The sequence below is a fragment of the Casimicrobium huifangae genome, assembly GCF_009746125.1.
GTDB classification, from domain to species: domain Bacteria; phylum Pseudomonadota; class Gammaproteobacteria; order Burkholderiales; family Casimicrobiaceae; genus Casimicrobium; species Casimicrobium huifangae.
Map to the genome: position 1 here is coordinate 2630477 of NZ_CP041352.1, position 17749 is coordinate 2648225.

The following is a 17749-nucleotide window of genomic DNA, read 5'->3' on the forward strand; positions in this document are numbered from 1 at the left end:
CCGCGACCTGCATTAGCCCGATGTCCGTTCGCGGGCAAGCCCGCTCCCACACCGTTGTTGCACTGAATGACTTCTTCAAGCCCCCTGATCCGTCTGCACCCCACCGACAACATTCTGGTCGCCAAAGCGGCGCTCTCGCTTGGGCAGGATCTGCCTGATCTCGGGCTCAAGGTACGCGCACAGGTGCCCGCCGGGCACAAGATCGCTGCCGCAGCAATCGCAGCGGGCACGCCGGTGCGCAAGTACAACACCGTGATCGGCATGGCTGCACGCGACATCGCGCCGGGCGAACACGTGCACACACACAACCTGCAGTTTGTCGAGTTTGACCGTGACCCGCATTTCTGTGAGGACGTGACGCCGGTTGACTACCTGCCCGAAACGCAGCAGGCCACCTTCCTGGGCATCGTGCGTGACGATGGTCGCGTGGCCACCCGCAACTACATCGGCATTCTCTCCAGCGTGAACTGCTCAGCCACGGTGTGCCGCAAGATCGCTGAACACTTCACGGCAGAGCGTCTCGCGCCATTCCCCAACGTCGATGGTGTGGTGGCGTTTACCCACAACACCGGCTGCGGCATGTCGACACCGAGCCTCAATTTCGACGTCTTCCGCCGCACGCTGGCGGGTTATGCGAAGCATGCCAACCTGGCGGCAGTGCTGATCATCGGCCTCGGCTGTGAACGCAATCAGGTGGGCGATCTGCTCTCTTCGCAGTCGCTGGCGACTGGCCCGACGCTGGTGCCGCTCATCATGCAGGACACTGCCGGCACCCGTGCCAGCATTCAGGCTGGCGTCGATGCGATCACCGCGATGCTGCCCGCAGCCAACGACGTGAAGCGGGTCGCAGTGAGCGCGAAGCATCTGTCGATCGGCCTGCAATGCGGCGGCTCCGATGGCTTTTCGGGCATCACCGCCAACCCGGCGCTCGGCGCTGCAATGGACATTCTGGTGCGCCACGGCGGCACCGCGATCCTGTCGGAGACGCCCGAAATCTATGGCGTCGAGCACATGCTGACGCGTCGCGCGATGACGCCGGCGGTCGGGCAGAAACTGCTGGATCGCCTTGCATGGTGGAAGGAATATTCGCGCGGCCAGAGCGGGCAAATGAACGGCGTGGTCGTCGCCGGCAATCAGGCGGGCGGCATCGCCAATATCTTTGAAAAATCGCTGGGCTCGGCGATGAAAGGCGGCACCACGCCGCTGCAGGCGGTGTACGAATACGCCGAGCCGATTGACCAGCACGGCTTTGTGTTCATGGATTCGCCCGGCTTCGATCCCTGCTCCGCCACCGGCCAGATTGCCAGCGGCGCCAACCTGATCTGCTTCACCACCGGTCGCGGCTCGATGTTTGGCGCCAAGCCAGTGCCGTCGATCAAGCTCGCCAGCAATACGCCGATGTTCGAGAAATTGCGTGACGACATGGACATCAACTGCGGCGTGGTGGTGGATGGCGCCTGTACCGTCGCCGAACTGGGCGAGGATATCTTTCGCGAAATTCTCGACGTCGCCTCCGGCAAACGTACGCGCAGCGAGGAACTCGGCCTGGGCGACAACGAATTCGTGCCGTGGTCGCTGGGCATCGTTACCTGACCGTAGATATTTAGGCGCTGCTCTGGCAGCGCATTGCCGCGTCCCCGCCCGTTTGCGGGCAAGCACACTCCTCTCTCAAGGCCGAACCAGGCGCGGCGGGCGGCAAGCTCGCCGCGCTACCATCTCCGCATGAGCTTCGCACCAGACCAGCGCCGCACCGTTTTTCTGCTTGCCCTCTGTCAGGGCCTGCTGCTGACCAATACGGTCATCCTGATGGCGGTGAACGCCCTGACCGGCTACATGCTGGCCGACAACAAGATTCTCGCCACATTGCCGGCGATGACTTACGTGATCGGCAGCGCGATTTCGGCGATGCCCGCCGCGTCGTTCATGCGCAGGCGCGGCCGGCGCCGGGGCTTCATGACCGGCAGCCTGCTGGCGATGCTCGGCGCCGTCATCTGTGCGGTGGCCGTGATGGCCAGGTCGTTCTGGGGCCTGTGCCTCGGCACTTTTTTCATCGGCTGCTACAACGCCACTGGCGGCTTCTACCGCTTTGCCGCCGCTGATGCGGTGACCGGGCCGGACAAGGCACGGGCTATCTCGCTGGTGTTGGCGGGTGGCATTGTCGGCGGCCTGATCGGGCCGGAGAGCTCGAAGCTGACCAAGGACTGGCTGGCTGTCACCTATGCTGGCACTTATCTCTCGCTGGTGGCCTTCGCCATCGTCGCGATGGTCGTACAGTCGCGGCTGAAGCTGCCGGCGCTGGGCATCGACACGAGCGATGAACCGGCCCGGCCGTTGGGCGAAATCGCACGGCAGCCGAAATTCATCGTCGCGGCGCTGTCGGCAGCGCTGGGCTACGGCGTCATGAACTTGCTGATGGTGGCGACGCCGCTGGCGATGAATTTTTGCGGTCATCCGTTCAAGGAGGGCGTATTCGTGCTCGAGTGGCACGTGGTGGGCATGTTTGCGCCAAGCTTCTTCACCGGCAACCTGATCAAGCGCTTCGGCGCGCTGCAGATCATCATCGTCGGCTGCCTGCTGAATTTCGTGACGCTCGGCATCGATCTGTCCGGCACCACCGTGGCGCATTTCTGGTTCGGCCTGTTTGTCCTTGGCGTCGGCTGGAACTTCATGTTCATCGGCGGCACCGCGTTGCTGACCGAGACCTATCGGCCGTCCGAAAAGACGCGCGTTCAGGGTTTCAACGACATGCTGGTGTTCGGCACCATGGCGGTGTCGTCGTCCAGTGCCGGCGTGCTGGTGAACGCACGCGGCTGGGAGATCGTCAATTACACGGCAGCGCCGTTCATTGCCATCGCCCTGATCGCGGCGCTTTGGCTGGCCATCCGATCGCGGCGAAGCGATGCCGGCGCTTAGGGGGAGGCGACATTGCACGGCAGTGCAAATTGGTGTGCACCTTCAGCCCGCCGCATGTCATACTTGTTTACGTTAGTAAATTCACGACAGACTGCCGGAAAGGTGGCGGCGACTGCGGCACCGAAACACCTTGGCTGACAAGCAAGAACTCTCTCTCGAAAGCGAATACGAGCTGTACGACGTGATGGTACGGCTGCGGGATGGCGGCGACGTCGATTCGCTTGATCCGGTTGCTCTGCAGGCCGCCGGCATCCCGGAGAAGTACGTCGCTTCCCTGCTGAAGCTGCTGCGTGCCGGGCAGATGGCCAAGGTCAAGGGCTCGTCGCCGAAGTCGCGTGCCGTGCAGGTCGCGGAGCGCTTTGTCCGTGCCGGCCTGACGGTGTCTGTCACGCCGGCGCTTAACGTGCAGACGCTGGTGCACGACGATCGCGTGACCCGCCCCGCCTGTAGTGAGCATGTTCACCTGACGGAGGAGCGCAAGTGCCCGGCCTGTGGCGTTTACGTCGACAAGATCACACCAGCCCTGCTGCGCAAGCGCAAGAAAATCGCCAGGGCGCGGGAGCGCAAGGCCGAGCGGGACTCGCGACAAAAGATCAATGCCGAAGACCGCATGCGCATGGAGGCGCAGGCCGCGATCTTCCGCAAGCATATTCGCGCCGATCTCGGTGGCGCGTACGAGCTGGTCGAAGTTGATCACCGCCGTGATCGCCGTCTCCGCATGCAGCGGATCGCCGCCTCGCTCGGCGCCGCCACCGTTGCCTTGGTCGGTGGTGGATTGATTGCGCTGTGGGTCAGCAGCAAGGGCGACTGGTCGCTGGCAAGTCAGCGCTTTTTTGAAGGGCTGACGGGCACTGCAAGCCGGGATCTGCCGTCCAGCGCCCTGGCCACAGCTGGCTCCGCTAACCGGGTTACCTTGCGCAGCCTTGCTCTCGAAGGCGCAGTGGAGCAGCTGGCTCACCCGCAAGCTGCCGTCGCTGCCGGCACTGCCGGCGTCGCGGCGCACCCAATCGTTGGCATCAGCATGCAGCGCAAGATGCAGCTGGCGCTGGCCACCTCGCGCACGCTGGCTGAAATCGGGCAACTGTCGAAGGCGCGCGACGTCCTGCTATCGGTCAAAACTACGCCCGAACTGATCGGAGAACCGGCGCTCGCTGCCGAGGTGCGGGTGCAGGAGATCGAAATTCAGGCATTAATGCTCGCGGCGACGCCGGCGTCGCAGTTCGCCGCCCAACTGCCACGCTTGCAGGATGCGCTGACCGCAGTCGCCGATGCTGGCGAGCGCGCGATCGCACTGGCGAGAGCCGGCGCTGCGCTCGGCAGCAAAGCGCATCTGATTGACACGGGGCGCGACCTGCTCAGTCGCGCACAAACCGGCCTTGACGCCATCAAGGACGCACCGTCGCGGGCCCACGCCCAGGCGGAATGGGCGCTGGCAAAGGCGCAGCTACTCGCTGCCGAGGCGCAGATGTCCGCCGCATCGGGCGCGACGACTCGCGCCCGCACGCTCGCGTCCGAGATCGAGGCGCTGGCGCCGAAGACCGGCAACGACGCGAACGCGGCGACTGTCGGTACTCAAGTTCGTATCCTCGCACTGGCCTGGCGAGCGCAGCGACAGGCGGGAGCCGAGGCTGACAAGGCTGCGCGAACGCTGGCTGCTGCTTTCGCCACGCTGGAAAAGATCGCATCGCCATCAGCGCGGGCGGCTGCGTTGCGCGCCGTTTCGCCATTGCTTGCCGATGGCGAAGCGCGTGAGCGTGTGCTGGCGGCCGCCACAGCCGCCTTCGAGGCTGCCGCCAGTCTGCCGGCAGGCGAGCGTTACGGCGTCATGGCCGACGTCTCGCTGGCGTACGCCGAGGTCGGCGCAGGCAATCGCGCCGGCGAGCTGGCGCGGCAGGTGTTCGGTGCGGTGGCGCCGCAACAGGTGGAGGCGACCGAGACCGCCGCGCGACTGGTGATCGAACGTGAACTGGCCACGCTGCGTGAGCTGCGGAATGCTGCCCAGTTCGCAGAAGCCGATGCCGCAGCGCAAAAGGTGATTGCGTACTTGCGGTAGCGCCGCGCATGGCACATCAACTTTGGCGAAGAAGCCCTATTGCACCGGGCTTGACAAGGTAAAACGCCAAAAGTCGACTTTCTGTCGAATCAGCCTGGTAGCCCAGTAAAAAAGACGTTTCTGCCCAAAAGGTGCTTCCGCCCTTTCAGGCTATCCCAGCCAAATTCTGGCGTTCTCGAACATTCGCAGCCACGGCGAGCGCGTCCAGCCTTCGGGATGCCACGAAAAGTTCTCGACGCGATGAGTGCGCTCCGGGTGTGGCATCAGCACGTTGAAGCGGCCATCCGCCGTAGTGAGCCCGGTAATGCCGCCCGGTGAGCCGTTCGGGTTCAGCGGATAGGTTTCGGTGGCGGCACCGTGGCCGTCGATGAAGCGCAGCGTAACCAGCGACTGCGCGGCCTCGAATTGTTCCTCGTTCTTGAACTGCGCGAAGCCCTCGCCGTGCGCCACCACGATGGGAAGCCGGGTCTTTTCCATGCCCTTGAAGAAAATCGACGGCGTGTCCATCACTTCCACCAGCGCGGTGCGACACTCGAACTGTTCACTGCCGTTGCGCACGAACTTCGGCCAGTGTTCAGCGCCGGGGATGATCGGCGCCATCTGCGCCAGCATCTGGCAGCCGTTGCAAATGCCGAGCGCGAAGGTATCGTCCTCGCCAAAGAATTCCTGGAACTGCTCGCGCAGCACCGGATTCAGCAGGATCGACTTCGCCCAGCCAGCGCCGGCGCCCAGCACGTCGCCGTAGCTAAATCCACCACACGCGACAAAGCCCTTGAATTCATCCAGTGTGCGACGACCGGTCTGCAGGTCGGTCATGTGCACATCGTAGGCATCGAAGCCAGCCATCGTGAACACGTGCCCGGTCTCAATATGCGAATTGACGCCCTGCTCGCGCAGGATCGCGACTTTGGGACGCGAGCCCGTCGCGATCATCGGCGCCGCCACGTTGACCGTGGCATCGAAAAGAACACGCGGCGTGAGGCCGACGTCGGCATCATCAAACACGCGGTCGAACTCGGCATCGGCACAGTCCGGGTTGTCGCGCAGGCGCTGGATCTCGATGCTGGTGGCACTCCACGCCGCATGCAGGGCCTGACGCGCCTCATCAAGGATCGTCTTGCCGCCCTGTTCGATCACCAGTTTGCCATCGTCGCGCAAGGTGGCGATCTCGTGCACTGGCAGACCAGCAAATGCATCGCGAGCCTTTGCCAAATCGGCGCGGCGGACCTGGACGACGGCGCCGAGTTCCTCATTGAACAGCACACCAAACGCATCAGCAGCCGCATCAAGCGTCACCGTCAGACCCGAGCGCGAGGCGATCATCATCTCCGCGAGCGTCGCCAACAGACCTCCATCGGACTTGTCGTGATAGGCGAGCGCCAGGCCCTGCGCGTTGAGCGCCTGCACGCCTGCGAAGAACGCCTTGAGGTCATCCGCAGAATCGCAATCCGGCGTGCTGTCACCCATCTGCGAGAGCACCTGGGCGTAGATCGAGCCACCCAGCCGCGCCTTGCCGCGCGCCACGTCAACCAGCAGCAATACTGTGTCACCCTCGGTGCGCAACAGCGGCGTCAGCGTGCGCTTGACGTCAACGACGTTGGCAAAAGCGCTGACGATCAGCGACACCGGCGAGTGCACGGACTTTTTGCAGGAGCCATCGCCCCAGGAGGTGCGCATGCTCATCGAGTCTTTGCCGACCGGGATGGCGATGCCGAGGGCCGGGCAAAGCTCCATGCCCACCGCGTGCACGGCGTCGAAAAGCGCGGCATCTTCGCCGGCCACATCAACAGCGGCCATCCAGTTGGCGGAGAGCTTGATGTCGCCGATGGCATGGATGCGTGCTGAGGCAATATTGGTGATGGCTTCCGCCACCGCCATGCGCGCCGATGCGGGGGCATTGAGAACAGCGAGCGGCGTGCGCTCGCCCATCGCCATCGCCTCGCCAGCGTCGCCCACGAAATCGCGCAGCGTGACAGCGCAATCGGCCACCGGAACCTGCCAGGGGCCGACCATCTGTTCGCGTGCGGTGAGACCACCGACGAAGCGGTCACCGATGGTGACGAGGAAGGTTTTGTCTGCGACCGTTGGATGCTGCAACACGCGATAGGCAACGTCACGCAAGCTCACGGCGCTCGCAGCGAGCGACGCACCGGGCGCTGCCTTGCGCACGGCGTTGCGCTCCATCTTGGGTGGTTTGCCGAGCAACACTTCGAGCGGCATGTCCACCGGCTTGTTGCTGAACTTGGCGTCGGCGACGGTCAGATTGCCCGACCCGTCCGCAACGCCGAGCACGGCGAACGGACAACGCTCGCGTTCGCAGAACGATTTGAACGTCGCAAGGCTCTGCGGCGCAATCGCCAGCACGTAGCGCTCCTGCGACTCGTTGCACCAGATTTCGGCCGGACTCATGCCGGGCTCCAGCGTCAGCACTTTGCGCAGGTCGAACAATGCGCCGCGCGGATCGCTCTCATTGCCCGCGCCATGTACCAGCTCGGGCAACGCGTTCGACAGGCCGCCCGCACCAACGTCGTGGATGGCAAGGATCGGATTGACATCGCGCAGCCGCCAGCACGCGTTGATGACTTCCTGCGCGCGCCGCTCCATCTCGGGGTTACCGCGCTGCACCGAGTCGAAGTCAAGATCTGCCGTGTTCTGGCCGGTCGTCATTGACGACGCTGCGCCACCGCCCATGCCAATACGCATGCCCTCACCGCCGAGCTGGATCAGCAGCGTGCCCGCCGGAAAGGCAATCTTGTGCACGTGGGCATCCGACACCGCACCGACGCCACCGGCAATCATGATCGGCTTGTGATAGCCGTAAACCGTATCGCCCACCTGTTGCTCGAAGGTGCGGAAATAGCCACCGAGGTTTGGGCGACCGAACTCATCGTTGAATGCGGCACCACCAATCGGGCCCTGAATCATGATGTCCAGCGCCGAAGAAATGCGGGCCGGTTTGCCGACGTTTGCCGTCGCGGCCTCCCAGGGCTGCGGCAGGCCGGGCAGGCGCAGGTTGGACGTGGTAAAGCCGGTGAGCCCGGCCTTGGGCACGGCGCCACGGCCCGTCGCGCCTTCGTCGCGGATCTCACCGCCCGCGCCCGTCGCGGCGCCGGCGAACGGTGCAATCGCGGTGGGGTGGTTGTGGGTCTCGACCTTGGCGAGGTAGTGCGTGCGGTCGCGATGCGCATCGTACTTGCCGTCGGCGTCCGGATAGAAACGCTCGGCGTCGCCGCCGGTCAGAATGGCTGCATTGTCGGAGTACGCAATCTCGGTGCCGCCGGGTGCCAGGTTGTGAGTGTTGCGGATCATCGCAAACAGCGAACGATCCTGCGCCACACCGTCGATCGTCCAGCTCGCGTTGAATACCTTGTGTCGACAGTGCTCCGAATTGGCCTGCGCGAACATCAGGAGCTCAACGTCCGTCGGATCGCGACCCAGTTTGTCGAACGCGGCGGCGAGGTAGTCGATTTCGTCGGGTGACAGTGCCAGCCCGAGCTCACTGTTGGCATGCTTGAGCGACCCGGTGTTGCGAGGGATGCTCGCCAGCGGTTTTGCAGCGTGCACGTCAAACAATGCTTCAGCGGCCTTGATGTCCGGCAGCACGGCTTCGGTCATGCGGTCATGACAGGCGTCCTCAATGGCGCGTTTCGCCTGCGTGGTCAGCGCCTTCTCTGCAGAGACCCAGAACCACACGCCACGCTCGATCCGCTGCACGGCGTCGAGCCCGCAGTTGTGGGCGATGTCGGTCGCCTTCGACGACCACGGTGAGATGGTGCCCAAGCGTGGTACGACCAGGAACGCATATTGGTGCCCGTCGCTCGGTTCGGCATCAGCGCCATAGGCCAGCAAGGCATCGAGCCGGGTGCGCTCTTCGCGGTTGAGCTCGCGATTGACTGCGGCGAAGTGCCAGAACTCGGCGTTGATCGCAGTCACCCGATGTTCGGTGAGGGTAGCAACCAGTTTGTCTTGACGAAACTGCGAGAGCGCGGCGGAGCCGCGAAGGGACAGGAAGGTGGCGGGCATGCGCGAGGCGGTGTGCGGCCGGCGCGTCCGACAGAAGCCAAAGCGCCGAAAGCTGGTGCGGAAAACTGGATTTTAGCGGGTGAGCGACTATCTGCACCGCCCCTGCGTTCGCCCACCACAGCGGGCGGCCGGAGCGAAGAACACCGCCGCCTGCGCTATTACCTACTGTACGCCGTACTTGTTCGGCAGCTTGAGGTTTTCTTTCATGTACTGGTTCATCGGCAGCTTGAACGCGCCACTCTCGAACCACTTGGCATAGATCGTCCTGATCTGCCCATTGCTGAACAGGCCTGCGATCGCGTTGTCGATCAGCTTCTCGAACGCAGGATCATCCTTGCGGTACATGATGCCGTAAGGTTCGACAGAAACGTACTTGCCGACAAAGTCGTACGCCGTCGGGTCCTTCGATTTGCCAACCAGACCAAACAGCAAAGCGTCGTCATTGGCCACCGCCGCCGCCTCGCCAGATTCCATTTTGGCGAAGCCCTCGGCATGGTCTTTGGCCAGCACGATCTTCATGCCCAGATTGCGTTCGGTGTTGAGCTGCTTGATCACCGTCTCGGTAGTGGTCTTCTCGGTCACCACGATCGTCTTGCCACGCAGATCGGTCAGGTCTTTCAGGTTCGACGACTTCTTCGCCAGCAAACGCGCGCCGGCCATGAATGTCGTGTAGCTGAACGCCACGTCCTTCTGCCGCGTGACAGTGTTGGTAGTCGAACCACACTCGACATCAACACGGCCGTCTCTCACCGCTGCGATACGGTCTGCCGGCTTCAGGGCGACCAGCCTGAGTCGCAGGTCAGAGCGCTTGAGCTCGCTCTTGACCAGATCGAAAACCTTCAGACAAATGTCGACCGAATAACCAACCGCTTCACCCTTGTCGTTGATGTACGAAAACGGCGACGAACTCTCGCGATGACCGAGCCGGAACTCGCCTCGCTCCCGAACTTCCGATAGCGTATCGGCATGACTCCATGCAGAGACGGCAACTAGCGCCAGCAATACCAGCTTCCTCGACCAATATCCCCTCAACATCGTTCGCTACTCCCGAAAAGCAATGTCGGCCGCGCCCGGCCAGGCAACGCGTGATTGTGAATGTAATGCCTGCGACGCGGGGTCGCCTCCGGTACCGGATGATTGCGGCTGAATATCTGTGCAATCCTTCGCCGCTCACCATCACCTTAGCACTGTTCCGTGCCTTGCACCCTATTTGAAACGCACCCGATATCGCATGCAATCGGAATCGAGCATGACGCATGCCAGTAAATGCATTGTCGGACATTGTCCACCACAACATCGGGGCCCTACATTGCGGGTTTTCATCCTTACCCTGGATACAAGATGACCACGACGGGTCTTTCCTACGTTCCAAACAACCCCAACAGCCCGTGGCAGATTTACCTGCAGCAGGTGGACCGTGTGACGCCGCACCTTGGCCACCTCGCACGCTGGGTTGAGACCCTCAAGCGCTGCAAACGCGTGCTGGCGGTTGACATCCCGATCAACCGCGACGACGGCACCGTGGCGCATTTCGAAGGTTTCCGCGCGCAGCACAATCTTTCCCGTGGTCCCGGCAAGGGGGGGGTCCGCTTCCACCCGGACGTCACCATCGACGAGGTGATGGCGCTGTCGGCGTGGATGACGGTCAAGAACGCAGCGGTCAACCTGCCCTACGGTGGTGCCAAAGGCGGCATCCGTGTTGACCCGAAAACACTCACGCGCCCCGAACTGGAGCGTCTGACCCGCCGCTACACCAGCGAAATTGGGCTGATCATCGGTCCCGACAAGGACATCCCGGCACCGGACGTCAACACCAACGACCAGATCATGGCGTGGATGATGGACACCTATTCGATGAACGTCGGCGCCACTGCGACCGGCGTCGTCACCGGCAAACCGATCGCACTGGGCGGCTCGCTTGGTCGTCGTGAAGCGACTGGCCGTGGCGTCTACATCGCGGCACGCGAAACCGCTTATGCGATGGGCCTTGACATCAAAGGGGCACGGGTCGTCGTACAAGGCTTTGGCAACGTAGGCGGTATCGCTGCACGCCTGTTCAAGGCTGCGGGAGCGATCGTTGTCGGCATCCAGGACGTCAGCGGCGCTGTCGTCAATGAAGCTGGCATCAACGTCGATGCCGCGCTTGAGTTCGTGGCGCAGGGCAACAAGCTGACCGAATACATTGGCGTAACGCCGATCACCGAAGATGAATTCTGGGCGCTGAAGAGTGACATCTTCATCCCGGCGGCGCTTGAGAACCAGCTTACGGCGACGCGTGCAAAATCAATCTCGACCCGACTGGTCGTCGAAGGCGCTAACGGCCCGACGACCCCGCAGGCCGACGATATCCTGCATGACCGCGGCATCACTGTGGTGCCGGACGTCATCGCCAACGCTGGCGGCGTAACTGTCAGCTACTTTGAATGGGTGCAGGATTTCTCCAGTTTCTTCTGGACGGAAGCAGAGATCAACGATCGCCTTGAACGCATCATGGTCGAAGCGCTCAAGGCCGTAGTGCACACCGCAGACAAACACAAGGTCTCCCTGCGCACCGCCGCGTTCATCATCGCCTGCACTCGCGTACTGGCAGCGCGCGAACTGCGCGGGCTCTACCCCTGATCCTGCCGACGACAGCGTGCCAGCCGGCGTAGCGGCTGGCACCGGCCGCGCCTGTCACCGTCAGGTAGCGCTGCGCGCCACTGCATCCTGCGCCGCAAGATACGCAAACGTCAGGCCAGGGCCGATCGTGATGCCGGGCGCGGGGTAGGTTCCCCCCATGATCGAGTGCATGTCATTGCCGCAGGCATACAAGCCGGCGATTGGCTCGCCGCGCTGGTCCAGCACCCGCGCAGCGGCATCGGTGCGCAGACCTGTTGCTGCGCCAATGTCCCCCGGGTAGAGCCGGATCGCGTAGTACGGCCCGGTTCGCAATGCCCCCAGACAGGGATTTTTGGCGCTGCGCGTGGCGTCGCCGTTGGCTCGCTGGTAGTCAGTGCTGCCACGCTGGAACTCGGCGTCAACACCCCGCTCCGCCGCCGCATTGAATCGTTCGATCGTTGCCGTCAGCACCGCAGGGTCGGCGCCCATCTTCGCAGCCAATTCAGCCACTGTGCGACCTTGCGTCAGGTAGCCGTCGGCCAGAAATGGCGCGATGCTTGCCCCCTCCTTCGCTCCCGGCCGAATCATGCCGAGACCATAGCGCGCCAGCGCTTCCGCATCGCAAACCAGCCACGCCGGAATACTGGGTGCGTGCCGATCAGCGGCCTGCATGGCCAGGCCAAACAGATGGTAGGACGTCGACTCATTGACGAATCGCTCACCGCGCTGGTTCACCGTGATCATCCCCGGCTTGCCACGATCCATCACGAAGTGCGGGAAGGCCGCGACGCTACCGTCGGCACGCTTGCGAATCGAAACCGGCGCCCAGAACGCATGACTCAGCACTTTGCCGTCTTCTGCCGGATCTGAGGCCAATTCTGTGGCGCCATAGCTGGCGCCGATGGCAATAGCAAGGTCCTGCGCGCTCCCGGTATGGCCCGGCGCAGCGGGGCACCAATCGGGACTGACACCCGGCAACCACTCACCACGTCGTTTAGGATGGCGATTGAAGCCGCCGCTGGCAAGGACTACGCCGCCTCGAACCACCACTTCGCGACGGACGCCGTCCTGCTCAAGTACGACGCCAGTGACGCTCTTGCCTGTCTCGCCTTCTCCCTGCGTTCGCAGCGCCGTCACATTGCAGCGATTCACAATGGTCACCTTGCGTTCGCGTAGAGACAGCAGCAACCGCCCGATCAGCGCATTGCCCATGACCAGCCGCGTACCGCGACCGTGCAGTAGCCGGTCCATCTGATGGCGCAGGATGATGCGCATCGCATAGCGGAACGACTTGAAGGATTTGCCGACGTTCAACAGGTGCCCGATGTCATCACGATCAACCATCATGCCGCCTAGCACCGTGAACTCCGGGATCGGCGGTCTGATCAGCTTGAGCGCTTTGCCCAGCAAGCGGCCGTCGAACGGCTTGGGCTCAATGGCGCGGCCCCGCAGTACAGAGCCGGGCAGCTCGGTCATATAGTCAGGATGCAACTGGCGCACCTGATACTGCACGTGGCTGTTGTCCTCCAGCTTGGCAACGGCCTCGTGACCATTGGCAAGAAATGCCTCACGCAAGGCACGCGGCGCCCGCGCGCCTACCGCCCGATCCAGAAAGTCCAGCGCCTTTTCATAGCTGTCGCTCGGGTCTACTGCCAGCCCCGGCTTGCTGAGCGGCACCCAGCTGGTTGCGGCGGACAGCGCAGTGGTGCCGCCAAGGTACTCAGTGCGCTCCACCAGCAAGACACGCGCGCCGTCAATCGCGGCGCACAGCGCCGCCGACATACCGGCGCAGCCAGCGCCGATCACGACGACATCGAATACATCCTGGTCAGCGACCGACTGCAGCGAGACGTCCATGTCATGCCCCGAGCAGGAAATCGACCATCAGATCGCGCACGCGGCCAAACATGTCTGCTCCGGTCATGGTGGCACAGCCGAGCTGGCGCGCTGCCGCGATCAAAGGTGTAATGGCAGGCACTGTAATCACACAACCGACGAACATGTCCGCCGACAGTCGGGCAACCTCCAGCGGATAAGGGTCTGCTTGCCGCATGCCGACCGGGGTCGCGTTGAGCACGATGTCGAATCCGGCCGGATCGGGGCTGCCATGCGTCACCGGTGCACGGCCCAGCGTAGCGAGACGATCCACCAGTGAGGTGCGGCGTGCCGCATCCTCATCGTGGATTGCCAGCCCGCTAACCCCGGCCATCACCAGCGCATGCGCGATGGCTGAACCGGCACCGCCCGCACCTACCAGCAGCGCCCGCTTGCCCAGTGGCTCGCAGCCGTTGTCACGCATTGCAGCCACAAAGCCGAGACCATCGAAAATGTCGCCGTGCCAACTGCCGTCGGCATTGCGACGCATGGTGTTGACCGTCTTCAGGAATCGCGCCCGGTCGGACGTACTGCCGCAGAGGTCGCAGCAAGCAAATTTGTGGGGGACCGTGACGATGATGCCGTCGACATTTTTTGCCAGCGATACGCCGCGCAACCAGTTGGCCAGATCAGCCGGTGCGACGTGCGCCGGCACTACGACAGCGTTTTGTTGGCGCTGGCCGAACGCTTGCGTCACGCCTGCGGGCGACTTTACCTGCGCGATGGGGTCGCCGACGATAAAGTGGACGCGCGTTGCGCCATTGAGTGTCTCGATCATTTTGTCTTCCGCCGCCAGATCTCTACCGGCCCGCAATTGGGTATGAAGTTGATTTTACTTGCTTTTTCTCACGCTTGGAATATTATTCCATTTTCGAATAAAATTCTACTTCCGCATATCAGCAGGCAAACGCAGCAGTCGGAGGCACCCAGCAGCCGCAGAGCGGTCGCCAATCTCCTGCCGCCTGCGCAAATGCGGTGACTACGCGCTGGTGCAGCAACACGAAAGCAAGATGAACGGCATCCTTGAACGAACCCTGGGCATCCTGGAGCTGCTCTCCCAGCGCGGTGAACCTCTTGAGCTTGCCGCGATTGCAGACCAGCTCGACATTCCGCGCAGCGCAACGCACCGTCTGCTGGCCGATCTGGTTCGCTGCGGTTATGTGCGGCAAACAAGAGACCACGGCGACTACGTATTGACCACCAAACTGGTCTCGCTCGGACTGAGCTTTCTCAGCAACACGGGCATCGTTGATGTGGCACAGCCGCTGCTTAATCGCCTCGCCGAAATCTCGGGCGAGCTGGTACGGCTTTCAGTAATTGATGGTCAGCGCCTGACATGGGTTGCCCGCGCTCAGGGAGCGCGCCAGGGCTTGCGCTACGACCCGGACATGGGCAGTGACGCGCGACTATCCTGCTCCTCCTCCGGCATCGCCTGGATGTCCGCACTGAGCGATGAAGAAGCCCTTCGTCTGCTGGGTACCCAAGAGATCGGTAGCGCCGAGGAATTTGGTCCCAACGCGCCACGCACGGTGCAGGCCGTACTGGCGCACGTGCAGGCAGCACGCGAACGCGGCTACAGCATCACCGTCGAGACCTATACCGCCGGCCTCAATGCGATGGCGGCGCCGGTTCGACTGGCTGGGCAGCCACCACTGGGCGTGGTCAGTATCGCCGGGCCAACAGTGCGTTTCACCGAGGCGCGGATGGAGTCGCTGGCGCCGGAGCTGCTGTCGTTCGCGGCTCAGCTCGCGGCCGCGAGCAGCGCCTCACCCTTCCTCAGTCGGGTCGGTCGAGGAGCAGCGCGAGCAGCCGACAGTGCGGCCAAACCGATCTATGCAGCCTGACTCGCTGACCACGTCGCCGGAGCGAGCAATGCAAGTCGAGCATTGCGACCTGCTCGTCGCCGGCTCCGGTGCGGGTGGACTGTCGACTGCTGTGGTCGCAGCACATCTTGGCCTCAAGGTGATCGTTGTCGAGAAGGATTCACAATTCGGCGGTACGACCGCCTGGTCGGGGGGCTGGATGTGGGTGCCACGCAATCCACTGGCTGTCGCGGCGGGTATTGTCGAAAGCATCGACGCGCCACTCAACTACCTGCGCCACGAGCTCGGTGATGGATGCAACGAGCCTCTGGTACGCACTTTTCTTGAAAACGCACCGCACATGGTGACGTTCTTTCGCGAACAGACGGCGCTGCAGTTCATTGACGGCAACGTGATCCCCGATTTTCACGGCAACAGTCCTGACGCTGCGACCGGCGGTCGCAGCGTATGCGCAGCGCCGTTCGACGGACGTCAGCTCGGAGAGCACATCAGGCACCTGAAGCCCCCGCTCCGCGAAACGGCACCGTGGGGCATGGGAATCGCCTCAGGCGCGGATATACGGCACTTCTTCAATGCCATGCGATCATGGTCTTCATTCGCCTACGTCACGCGACGCGTGCTGCGACATTGGCGTGATCGCCTGCTACATGGCTGCGGCATGCATCTGGTCAACGGCAATGCGCTGGTCGCCGCGCTGGTGCGTTCAGCGCTCGACCGCAACGTGGAAATTCGGCTCAACACCTCGCTGGTACGACTTGTCGGTGGCAATCAACACGTCGGCGGCCGAGTCACCGGTGCCATCATTCACAGTCCACACGGCGACGTAGAAGTCCGTGCCACGCGCGGCGTCGTACTCGCCTGTGGCGGCTTCCCGCACGACATCGCGCGCAAGCAGCAACTGCTGCCGCACGCCCCTTCCGGTCGAGAGCACTGGTCGGCGGCAGCAGGGAGTTGCACCGGCGAAGGGCTTCGCGCGGGCGAAGAAGTCGGCGGTTCAGTATCCCGCAATCAGGCGTCACCCGCGGCACTCGCACCAGTTTCACTGGTACCCCGTCCCGATGGCAGCTTGGGCCACTACCCCCACTTGCTGGAGCGGGCGAAACCCGGCCTGATCTCAGTCACGCGCGATGGCGTGCGATTCACCAACGAAGCCAACTCCTACTACGACTTCATGACCGATCTGCTGCGCGTTTGCGATGGCAAGCCCACAGTCGAAGCGTGGCTGGTTTGCGATCACGCCTTCATCCGTCACTGGGGCCTCGGCGCTGCAAAGCCGGCGCCACTGCCACTCAGGCCGTATCTGCGATCCGGATATCTCAAGCGCGGGCGCACGCTGGCGGCGCTGGCGACCGAGTGCGGCATCAACGCGTCGGCGCTTACGGCAACGGTAGCTCGCTACAACAGCCAGACCGCTGCCGGCGTCGATGCGGACTTTCACAAGGGCGAAACCGCGTACAACCGAATTCAGGGCGACGCTAAGCATGGTGGACCCAACCCCTGCATGGCGCCGATCACGCAGGCGCCGTTCTATGCGGTGAGGGTGGTTCCGGGCAGCCTTGGCACCTTTGCCGGGCTGGTGACGGACAACAACGCGCAGGTATTGGACTCCAGCGGCATGCCTATTGGTGGCCTCTACGCCTGCGGCAATGACATGAATTCGATCATGGGCGGGCGCTACCCGAGCGGTGGCATCACGCTCGGTCCGGCGATGACTTTTGGTTATCTGGCCGCCCGACATGCCGCGGCGTTGCCGCCGCATTGACGTCCGCAATGATGACGTCTGTCTTCGTCGACAGCGCCTCGATCAACCGATTCTCCAGAACAAGGACCACCTCATGTACTACGAAATCGCCACCATGACCTTGCCCTTTGGCACCGCTGCGCAGGCAGCAAGTCAGGTACAAGCCTTCTGCTCAGCGCCCGAAGCCGGTGGTGAACTGCTCGGCTGCTGGTTCACCGATATCGGCACCCTGAACCAGATGCTGGTACTACGCGGCTTTCCCGATGTGGCGAGGCTGCAGGCAGAGCGACAGCGCACTCAGGATGGTGGCAACGCCTTTGGCTGCGGATCAATCTACCAATCGCTGACGCTCGACAGTTACCGCGCATTTCCGTGGATGCGCCCGGTTCGCCCGACCGCTGAAAGCGGCCTCCTGGGGCCCGTGTATGAGATTCGGACCTACGGCATCAAGCCGGACGGTGTACAGCCCACCATTGATCTGTGGCAACAGTTCGTGCCCGAACGCGAAAAAATCTCGCCATGCATCATCGCCATGGTCGCGCTCGACGGCCCGCTGCGCTTCACCAACATCTGGGCGTACCCCTCGCTCGACGCACGCAGCAAGGCGCGAGCTGAAGCTGTCGCGCAGGGGATCTGGCCTCCGAAAGGCGGCCCGGCATGGCTCACCACGGCGATGACATCGACCATCGCCTTGCCAACCCCAGTATCGCCATTGCGCTAGCC

11 protein-coding genes are annotated in these 17749 nt (G+C 63.2%); 7 read left to right on the plus strand and 4 right to left on the minus strand.

Annotated elements, in window-relative coordinates:
- Nucleotides 1-66 precede the first annotated feature (66 nt).
- From FKL89_RS11925 to FKL89_RS11935, 3 genes are all read left to right on the plus strand, one after another.
- Complete coding sequence (locus FKL89_RS11925; protein ID WP_156862959.1) at nucleotides 67-1593, plus strand: UxaA family hydrolase; 1527 nt, start codon at nucleotides 67-69, stop codon at nucleotides 1591-1593.
- 129 nt (nucleotides 1594-1722) lie between these two features.
- On the plus strand, nucleotides 1723-2913 hold the full coding sequence (locus FKL89_RS11930) for an MFS transporter (RefSeq protein ID WP_156862960.1): 1191 nt from the start codon (nucleotides 1723-1725) through the stop codon (nucleotides 2911-2913).
- A gap of 130 nt (nucleotides 2914-3043) precedes the next feature.
- Nucleotides 3044-4966, plus strand: coding sequence for a hypothetical protein (locus FKL89_RS11935; protein WP_156862961.1), 1923 nt, complete (start codon nucleotides 3044-3046; stop codon nucleotides 4964-4966).
- A gap of 150 nt (nucleotides 4967-5116) precedes the next feature.
- Here FKL89_RS11935 and purL read toward each other — a convergent pair whose 3' ends face one another.
- Both purL and FKL89_RS11945 read right to left on the minus strand, forming a co-directional pair.
- A complete protein-coding gene (purL, locus tag FKL89_RS11940; RefSeq protein WP_156862962.1) occupies nucleotides 5117-8989 on the minus strand; it encodes a phosphoribosylformylglycinamidine synthase in 3873 nt (1290 codons plus the stop codon).
- 162 nt (nucleotides 8990-9151) lie between these two features.
- Nucleotides 9152-9991: an amino acid ABC transporter substrate-binding protein gene (locus FKL89_RS11945; protein ID WP_162527500.1), complete on the minus strand. Its 840-nt coding sequence runs from the start codon at nucleotides 9989-9991 to the stop codon at nucleotides 9152-9154.
- 339 nt (nucleotides 9992-10330) lie between these two features.
- Between FKL89_RS11945 and FKL89_RS11950 the strand changes: the two genes are divergently transcribed.
- Nucleotides 10331-11608: a Glu/Leu/Phe/Val family dehydrogenase gene (locus FKL89_RS11950; RefSeq protein WP_156862964.1), complete on the plus strand. Its 1278-nt coding sequence runs from the start codon at nucleotides 10331-10333 to the stop codon at nucleotides 11606-11608.
- Between the two features lie 60 nt (nucleotides 11609-11668).
- Here the strand turns inward: FKL89_RS11950 and FKL89_RS11955 are convergent, their stop codons facing one another.
- Entirely contained in the window at nucleotides 11669-13444 is a 1776-nt protein-coding gene (locus FKL89_RS11955; RefSeq protein ID WP_156862965.1) for an FAD-dependent oxidoreductase, read from the minus strand.
- Between the two features lies 1 nt (nucleotide 13445).
- Nucleotides 13446-14240: a shikimate dehydrogenase family protein gene (locus FKL89_RS11960; RefSeq protein WP_156862966.1), complete on the minus strand. Its 795-nt coding sequence runs from the start codon at nucleotides 14238-14240 to the stop codon at nucleotides 13446-13448.
- Nucleotides 14241-14472: 232 nt separating this feature from the next.
- Here FKL89_RS11960 and FKL89_RS11965 point away from each other — a divergent pair, with 232 nt between their 5' ends.
- The 3 genes from FKL89_RS11965 (at nucleotide 14473) to FKL89_RS11975 (ending at nucleotide 17747) form a co-directional block, all read left to right on the plus strand.
- Complete coding sequence (locus tag FKL89_RS11965) at nucleotides 14473-15306, plus strand: IclR family transcriptional regulator (RefSeq protein WP_156862967.1); 834 nt, start codon at nucleotides 14473-14475, stop codon at nucleotides 15304-15306.
- A 28-nt stretch (nucleotides 15307-15334) separates the two neighbouring features.
- Nucleotides 15335-17047 carry an FAD-dependent oxidoreductase gene (locus tag FKL89_RS11970; protein WP_156862968.1) on the plus strand — a complete coding sequence of 571 codons (1713 nt, stop codon included), beginning with the start codon at nucleotides 15335-15337 and terminating at the stop codon, nucleotides 17045-17047.
- A gap of 73 nt (nucleotides 17048-17120) precedes the next feature.
- Nucleotides 17121-17747, plus strand: coding sequence for an NIPSNAP family protein (locus tag FKL89_RS11975; protein WP_156862969.1), 627 nt, complete (start codon nucleotides 17121-17123; stop codon nucleotides 17745-17747).
- Nucleotides 17748-17749: the final 2 nt, after the last annotated feature.